Annotated in this window: 3 protein-coding genes; all 3 read left to right on the forward strand. The window is 64.9% G+C overall.

Annotated features, from left to right (window positions below):
- The coding region (locus ACTJI6_RS23845) for a biotin/lipoyl-containing protein (protein ID WP_440804231.1) at positions 1 to 320 on the forward strand (320 nt) is incomplete at its 5' end.
- A gap of 57 nt (positions 321 to 377) precedes the next feature.
- Positions 378 to 1949, forward strand: coding sequence for a Re/Si-specific NAD(P)(+) transhydrogenase subunit alpha (locus ACTJI6_RS23850; RefSeq protein ID WP_440804233.1), 1572 nt, complete (start codon positions 378 to 380; stop codon positions 1947 to 1949).
- A 12-nt stretch (positions 1950 to 1961) separates the two neighbouring features.
- Positions 1962 to 3177 (forward strand): NAD(P)(+) transhydrogenase (Re/Si-specific) subunit beta (locus ACTJI6_RS23855; RefSeq protein WP_440804235.1); only part of this gene is annotated, 1216 nt, incomplete at its 3' end.

Consider the following 3177-nt stretch of genomic DNA (forward strand, 5'->3'; position numbering starts at 1 on the left):
CGAACGCGGGCCATGTCGGCGCGCCGATGCCGGGCGTTGTGGCCTCGGTCGCGGCCACGGCGGGGGCGAAGGTCCGCCAGGGCGACCTGCTGCTGACCATCGAGGCGATGAAGATGGAAACCGGCCTTCACGCCGACCGCGACGGCACCATCAAGGCCGTCCATGTCCGCCCCGGCGAACAGATCGACGCCAAGGACCTGCTGGTCGAGGTGGAACTGGCGGCGACTGATGAGGCTACTCAGCAGTCCAAGATCGCCCTTAACTCTACAGCTACGTGCGATGATATCGCATCCAAAATCTTGGCTATCGATCAAGTCTGACGACTTCGTCTTCCTCGTGAGGCCAGTGCAGGATTCAACTGAGTAGGAGATTGCCTCATGAAAATCGGCGCATTGAAGGAAAGTTTCGAGGGAGAGGCGCGCGTCGCGATCACGCCCTCTTCTGCCGGGCATCTCATGAAGCTGGGGCACCAGGTGTTCGTCGAAAGCGGCGCGGGGGCGCGGGCCGGGTTCTCGGATGACAGCTATCGCGCGGTCGGAGTCACCGTGGTCCCGACGGCCGCCGACCTGATCGCGTCGGTCGATGTCGTGGCAAAGGTGCGCCAGCCGTCCGAGGGCGAGATCGGCCAGATGCGGGAAGGCCAGACGCTGATCTCGTTCTTCTATCCGTCCCAGAATGCCGAAATGCTGGCCCTGGCCAAGGAACAGGGCATCACCGCCATCGCCATGGACATGGTGCCGCGGATCAGCCGGGCGCAGAAGATGGACGCGCTGTCGTCCATGGCCAATATCGCGGGCTATCGCGCGGTCATCGAGGCTGCAAACAACTTCGGCCGCTTCTTCACGGGCCAGGTGACGGCAGCGGGCAAGGTGCCGCCGGCCAAGGTATTGGTCGTGGGGGCAGGGGTCGCGGGCCTGGCATCCATCGGCACCGCGGTATCCCTGGGCGCGCAGGTTTATGCATTCGACGTCCGCCCCGAGGTGGCCGAGCAGATCGAGTCGATGGGCGCCGAGTTCGTTTACCTCGATTTCGAGGAAGCGCAGGACGGCGCCGCAACGGGCGGCTATGCCGCGCCCTCGTCGCCTGAATTCCGCGAAAAGCAGCTTGCCAAGTTCCGAGAGCTTGCGCCTCAGATGGACGTGGTCATCACCACCGCCCTGATTCCCGGCCGCGATGCGCCCAAGCTGTGGACCCGCGACATGGTCGAGGCGATGAAGCCCGGCAGCGTGATCGTGGACCTTGCGGCCGAACGCGGCGGCAACTGCGAACTGACCATTCCCGACGAACGCCACGTGACCGAAAACGGCGTGACGATCATCGGCTATACCGATTTTCCGTCGCGCATGGGCGCGCAGGCCTCGGAACTTTACGGCAACAACGTCCGTCACTTCGTGGCCGACCTGACACCCAAAAAGGACGGCGTGATCCTTCACAACATGGAGGATGACGTGATCCGTGGGGCCACGGTGACACGCGACCACGACATCACATGGCCGCCGCCTCCGCCGAAGATCGCGGCCATCGCCGCACAGAAGCCCAAGGAGAAGAAGCGCGAGTTGACGGTCGAGGAACGTCGCGCTGCCGAAGTCGCGGCCTTCAAGGCCGAAACCCGGTCGCAGGTCACGCTGCTGGTGGTCGGGGCGGCGGTCCTTCTGCTGATCGGGCTGTTCGCGCCCTTCAGCTTCATGCAGCACTTCATCGTCTTCGTGCTGGCCTGCTTCATCGGGTTCCGCGTGATCTGGAACGTCGCACATTCGCTGCACACGCCGCTGATGGCGATCACCAACGCGATCAGCTCCATCATCATCCTGGGGGCGCTGATGCAGATTGGCTCGGGGTCCTGGTGGGTCGTCCTGCTGGGCGCCTTGGCCGTGCTGATGGCGGGGGTCAACATTTTCGGTGGCTTCATGGTCACCCGGCGCATGCTCGCCATGTTCCAGAAGTCGTAAGGGATCGCAGGAATGGAATACGGATTTACCACTGCGGCCTATGTGATCGCCGCTGTCCTGTTCATCCTGTCCCTGGGCGGCCTGTCGGGACAGGAAAGCGCCAAACGCGCGATCTGGTACGCCATCGCGGGTATGGCCCTGGCGGTGCTGGCGACGCTGTTCGGGCCGGGCGCGGGCAACTGGCTGTTATCGCTGGTGATGATCGCGATCGGCGGCGCCGTCGGCTGGGTCGTGGCCAAGCGCGTCCAGATGACCGAGATGCCCCAGCTTGTCGCCGCCATGCACTCGCTGGTCGGTCTGGCGGCGGTCTTTGTCGGCTTCAACGCCCAGATCGAGCTGGCTCGCGTGCTGCGCGCCAAGGCCGAGGGCGGGGTCCATGTCTTCCATGGCTTCGCGGCCGTCCTGGCGCACAAGACCCCGGCCGAGATCGCCATGCTGAAGATCGAGGTGTTCCTGGGCATCTTCATTGGCGCCGTCACCTTCACCGGGTCTGTCGTGGCCTTCGGCAAGCTGGCGGGGCGCGTGGACGGCAAGCCGAAAAAGCTGCCGGGCGGCCACATGCTGAACGCAGGCGCGCTTGCGCTATCGGTGCTGCTGGGCATCCTTTACTTTACGGGCGTCGGACCTGCGATCTTCTGGCTGATCCTGATCACGCTGCTGGCCTTCTTCATCGGCTATCACCTGATCATGGGCATCGGCGGGGCGGACATGCCGGTCGTGGTGTCGATGCTGAACAGCTATTCTGGCTGGGCCGCCGCCGCCATCGGCTTCACGCTGGGCAACGACCTGCTGATCGTGGTCGGCGCCCTGGTGGGTTCGTCCGGCGCGATCCTGTCCTATATCATGTGCAAGGCGATGAACCGCAACTTCGTCAGCGTGATCCTGGGCGGCTTCGGCGGCGAGACCGGCCCCGCGGCCGAGATCACCGGCGAGCAGATCGCCATCGACGCCGAGGGCGTGGCGGCGGCGCTGAACGACGCCGACAGCATCGTCATCGTGCCGGGCTATGGCATGGCGGTGGCGCAGGCGCAGGGCGCGGTCAGCGAACTGACCCGCAAGCTGCGCGCGGCCGGCAAGGAGGTGCGCTTCGCCATCCACCCCGTTGCGGGCCGCCTGCCGGGGCACATGAACGTGCTGCTGGCCGAGGCCAAGGTGCCCTATGACATCGTGCTGGAGATGGACGAGATCAACGACGACTTCCCGAATACCGACGTGGTGATCGTCATCG

Origin of the sequence: Paracoccus sp. 22332, from assembly GCF_052045125.1 — a bacterium.
In the GTDB taxonomy this organism is placed as follows: Bacteria; Pseudomonadota; Alphaproteobacteria; order Rhodobacterales; family Rhodobacteraceae; genus Paracoccus; species Paracoccus haematequi_A.

What these genes read in the sequence shown, in the direction of transcription:
- ACTJI6_RS23850 (WP_440804233.1), top strand. Translation starts at nt 378, where the DNA reads ATGAAAATCGGCGCATTGAAGGAAAGTTTCGAGGGAGAGGCGCGCGTC.